Below are 5,025 nucleotides of genomic sequence, written 5' to 3' on the forward strand. Positions count from 1 at the left end.
TCATTAAGGGCCCTTAAATGTCCATTTAATTAAGCGGACACTTAACGCACCAAATCGAAAAGCGGCAGGTCGGGTTCAACGGACGCTCACAGAGCACGTGAAACACGCGACTTTGCAAGCAAATCACTTAGTGGCGCAGCAAATTTCGACAGGCGATCCTATCGCCACGCCAGAAAATCTGACGCATCCCTTCCATGGGGTCTGAAGTGGTCCCACCTTTTCGGACAGCTAAGCGGCTGATCTAAGGTGTATCCGGGTTGGTTTTCATGCCGCCAATTTCTGGTCCCGACCGAGCCGGTATGCCTCCCTTGGCGTTCTGCGTTCAAGGGAGGAATGGGGCCGCTTGGTGTTGTAGAATGCCATCCAGTTTTTGACGACCCTTCGGGCTTGGAAGCCGTCAGTGATCTCTTCGAGATAGATCGCCTCCTGCTTCAGGCTCCGCCACAGCCGTTCGATAAAAATGTTGTCCAGATAGCGGCCACGCCCATCCATTGAGATGCGCACGCCTGCCTCGGACAGCGTCGTGATCCAGGCCGATCCCGTAAACTGAGATCCTTGATCTGTGTTCATGATCTCCGGCGGGCCATATTTGGCGATGGCTTCGTTCAGGGCATCGACGCAGAAGTCGGCGTGCGCTCGTCCATTGTCCTCGGACCAATGGCGGACAAGGTCTCGCTATTCGATAGCCGCCAGCTCAGGACCTTGCGCGACGTCCAATCCATGATAGCCACGAGATACAGGAAGCCATTCCTGACCGGCACGAAGGTGATGTCGGCGCACCGGACCTGGTTCGGACGGTCGATCTGCATGCCTCGAAGCAAATACGGGAAGACCGGATGCTGCGGGTGCGGCTGACTGGTTCTGGGACGTTTGTAGATTGCCTCCAGCCCCATCCGCGCCATCAATCGCCTGACGCGATGACGGCCTATGACAACGCCCTCCCGGCGCAGATAGGCTGCGATCTGGCGGCTGCCGAAGAACGGATACTTGGTGAACACCCGGTCGATCTCTTTCATCATCGCCAACGTGTCCGCGTCGATCCCGACCGGCGCGTAGTAGAACGCCGATCGGCTGAGCCGCACCAGCTTGCATTGCTGGCTGATACTGAGCTGCGGGTGGCCCCGTTTGATCATCGCGCGTTTCTTCTCGGGGCTCACCGCTTCAGCCCTTCGGACAAAAAATCGTTCTCGACCGCCAGCCTTCCGATCTTGGCGTGAAGTTCCTTGATCTCGGCTTCGGTCGGCCCCTCTGGCTTGCCGCCACGGGCAAACACATCAGCCATCCCCTCGACGGCTTGGCGTTTCCACTTGCTGACCTGGTTCGGATGCACCTGGTGCTTCGCCGCGATCTCCTGGATCGTCTTGTCGCCACGCAGCGCTTCCAGCGCCACCTTCGCCTTAAACTGGTCCGTAAATTTCCGGCGCTTCGCCATTCTCGTATCCCTTCAAAGGTTTGGGATACACCTTAGCCGACTGTCCAGTTTGCCGGGACCACTTCACCGCTCCGGGCCGAATGCTACTTTGCCCTTTGCAAAAGGCCTTCGCGGATGATCTTGATTTCATCTTCGAGGTGAGCGCCGCGGTAGACAAAAGAAGTTTCGTGCCGGGCGTATTGTCCCTTGCGATCCGCGCTGAGCCAGTTGAACGATCCAGCGCAGAGAAGATCCTTGTCGACGGTCACGATCTTGCTATGCAATCTATGGACCCTGTGCATCGCGACGCCAATTTCTGAAAGACTGCGCCCAACAGCTTCCAACTGGCTGACCCCGCCCGCTGCAGGGCCGGTATTTAGCAATGGGTCGGCAAAGACCTCGATTTCTGCCCCACGCTGGCGTGCCGTCGCCATAGCGTCCAGTAAGCCGGTCCGTTCGATCGTTCCGGCAACGACCCAGGGGCTGACGATCATGTATCTACGACCTTTGCCTCTCAGTGCATCCAGCAAAAAGGCGTCGTGCTCGGCCGCCTGCTGGAGCATTTCCATCCTTGCCTCGCCCCGTGTCAGGTCTTCGCGGGGTTCCATGGCGAAATCCAACGCCTTGCCCTTGGCGGCCAAGAATTCGGACAGCAATGCGCGGGGGGAACCGCTGCGGGCCGTGGCGAGGACATCCATGTCGCCGAAGACGAGGCAGCTGTCCTTGGCGCGCGACACGGTCACGTTCAACATGCCGGGTGAGGCGTCGATGAAACCGCCATCAGCGTGCTTGGAGTAAACCGGTGAGAAGACCACCACGGGCCGTTCAGCGCCCTGCAACGCGTGTACGGTGCCGATGGTCATGCCGTCTCGGCCTGACACGGTGATGCCACGCGCGGTGCAGGCGTCGAGGATTGCGCGCACTTGCTGGCCAAAAGGGGTGACGACCCCGACAATCTGTTCCAGTGGGCGACCGTAGCGGCCTTCGAGCAAGGCACGGCTGTCCTCCAGCCACGTGGCGATGGTGCGCGCCTCGACAGGGTTGGCGCGGCTTCCGCCACTCGTGAAGGCACGACCTTCGACATGCAAATAGCCAAGCGCAGGAAGCACAGCATCCGCCGGCGACTGGCCGCGCATCGGGCGCAGTTTGCCTTTGTAGCACAGCGCATTGCTGAACCCGATGATCTCGTCATGGCAGCGGCGATGTTCGAACAGATAGAGCCCGCGCTCCAGTTCGGGCCAAGGGGAGATCTTGCAGGCCTGTTGCGCGAGGCGCATGGCGCTGCCGCGGGTCGATCGGATACCGCTGGCGTTGACCAGGTCCGGCACCTTCTCACCGTCGATCAATCCGCTGTCTTTCAGATTGCCTATATCGACGGGTCCTGGCACGGCTGAGATCGGCTCGATCTGCTGCGTGTCGCCGATGACCAGCGTGCGCTTGGCCAAGGCAAAAGAGGCGCCTGCAACTTCCGGCAAGACTTGCCCGGCCTCGTCAACGATCAGCAGGTCGATGAAGTTGTATAGGCTATCTCTCGCGAACTTGCCGCCTTGGAACCGGCTGCAGGACAGCTTCGACGGCAGGCTGGCAAATGTGGCCACGGCGCAAGGGGTCAGCATCATTCGTCGCTTCCATCGCGGCTCGACAGCCTTTCGTCCGGTCTTTTCATGCGAAGCGGCAATGGTCGCCAGATCTGCCTCCATCGCCAAGAGCCACCGTCCTTCCCAATAGTGGGTGGCGAGCAAGAAGAGGTCGAAACGTATCCCGATGTCCGCGCGGCGTTCCAGCTCGCTCAGATCCTCCGGGTCTCCGAAGCTCTCCGCGGCCTGGCGCCACTCCAATTCGCTGACCTTGGCTTGTTCCGTCAGGCTTTCGGCGCGAGACAGGCTCTTCTCGGCGATAGAAAGGGCTTGCTTGCGGTCTATCAGAGCGTCCATGACGCGCGTTTCGATATCCTCGACGCGGGTCACGTTCTGGAACACGTCCAGATCCTCTCCGATGGCCAGTCGCGCCCTCAACGCGCGCTTGCGCTTGATCGAAGGCAAGAACCCGAACATGCCGGTGAGCCAGGACTCGGAGGCGAGGTAATGGGTGAGAGCCGCGTGCGCGGTCGCCAGTCGATCGGCCTCTTTGCGGCTGGCATCGACTGTATTTGCGCGTCGGGCCTGCTCTGCATCAGGATCATCGCCGAGTTCCGCCAAAAGGGCGGCAGCGCAGGATCTGCGTCGGTTCAATGCCGTATCGAGGTCACGGAGTTTATTGACGCTATCGGTCAACAGATCCCTTAGCTTTGCGACAAACCAGGCGACATCCTTCCCCTCAGAATCCGGGAAGGCCTTTCCCGCCGCCTCCATCCAATCGGCCTTGGCACGTTCGAAATAGGCTACGGACTCGCATTCCGCTTGAAAGGCCTCCGTCTGATAGCGCTGCGCGGCCTCCATGCGCCGGGAATGCGACGGTAGGAACATCCCGAAGCTCTTGATGTCCGGCAACCAGCGCGCGGCAAAAACGCCTTCGCCCGCCGCGAAATCTTTGCCGAAGGCGTCGATGATGTTGGTAACCGCCTGGTTGTTTGACGACGCTGCCAGGATGACCGGCGGGCCGTTCACCGCGATCACCTCGCCGGGTTTCGCGGCATCAAGCCATGCCAAGACTTGCCGTTGGTGCTCGGCCAGCGGGAAACGCGGATTGGAATGTCCAAGGCGCCGGGCGAATTCCTGCTCGATACGACAATCCGACATCCCATCTGATAAGTGAGGCAGGGCAATTTGGCGCAGAAGTGGCGTGTCTGGTTCGTCGGCCAGCAGACTGTCGTATAGATCAAGCATCCCGCGCACCGTTGCATCGGCACCTTCAGACACTTCGATGAAACCACTTCCGGTCGGCACATATTCGGTCTCGTCCGAAGGCCAGCCCGGAGACAGGGCGTCGACCATCTGGCGGCAATGCTGGCGGTAGTCCTGCCAGCAGTCTGAGGACATCGTTTCCGGCAGGGGTGTCGTCGCCAGGAATTCGTCAAGCGCTTCTACCGATCCAAGAGCAAAGGCACCGCGGGGCAACGGTGTCAGCAAATCGCGTGCTATGGCATTGCGCGCCGGTAAGATTCTTCCTGCCCGATCTACGAAGCCCTCGGTGACAACCGGGGCGACTATCTCCGGCATGCCATCGGCACGCGAAGCAGCGTGCGAGGTCCTTCGGGCGGTCACCAAGGGCCAGAAGCGAACCGAGACTGTCCCGGCGCCATCCTTCCCACGGAACAGCGTCGGAACCAGTTGCTTTGGCAGGCAGCCTGTCTTGAGCGCGTCATTCGGCAGCTCAATGAAGCGTTTTCGATCCGCCGCCCGAAACGTCCCTTCGCCGAGTGCCCCATCTGCCAGTGATGTCCGCCAATACCGAAGGACGTTGGAAAGTGATGTGGACATGAAGTGGACGCCTTGGAACCATTACGGATAGAAAACTGAGCAAGCGCTATGGTTCGCCCACTTTTTTTCCTGATTAGTGGGCTTTTGACAAAACGAGCACAAGTACTAGAGCGTTTCCCGCTTACTCCGGCTCATATCCTGCGGCAGCGAAGTAGTTTCTTGCCTCTGAGGGCGTGACTGCGTCTATCGCAGACG

Annotated in this window: 1 protein-coding gene and 1 pseudogene; both read right to left on the reverse strand. The window is 59.9% G+C overall.

All coding sequences use genetic code 11. The annotated features are described in order from the left end of the window. Window positions 1-264: 264 nt before the first annotated feature. Window positions 265-1,432, reverse strand: a pseudogene (locus ACXAIC_RS24470) (IS3 family transposase). Between the two features lie 83 nt (window positions 1,433-1,515). Then, window positions 1,516-4,830 carry an AAA domain-containing protein gene (locus ACXAIC_RS24475; RefSeq protein ID WP_475186982.1) on the reverse strand — a complete coding sequence of 1,105 codons (3,315 nt, stop codon included), beginning with the start codon at window positions 4,828-4,830 and terminating at the stop codon, window positions 1,516-1,518. Window positions 4,831-5,025 lie beyond the last annotated feature (195 nt).

The organism is Roseibium sp. AWQ4_254 (assembly GCF_056161025.1).

What these genes read in the sequence shown, in the direction of transcription:
- ACXAIC_RS24475 (WP_475186982.1), bottom strand. Translation starts at nt 4,830, where the DNA reads ATGTCCACATCACTTTCCAACGTCCTTCGGTATTGGCGGACATCACTG.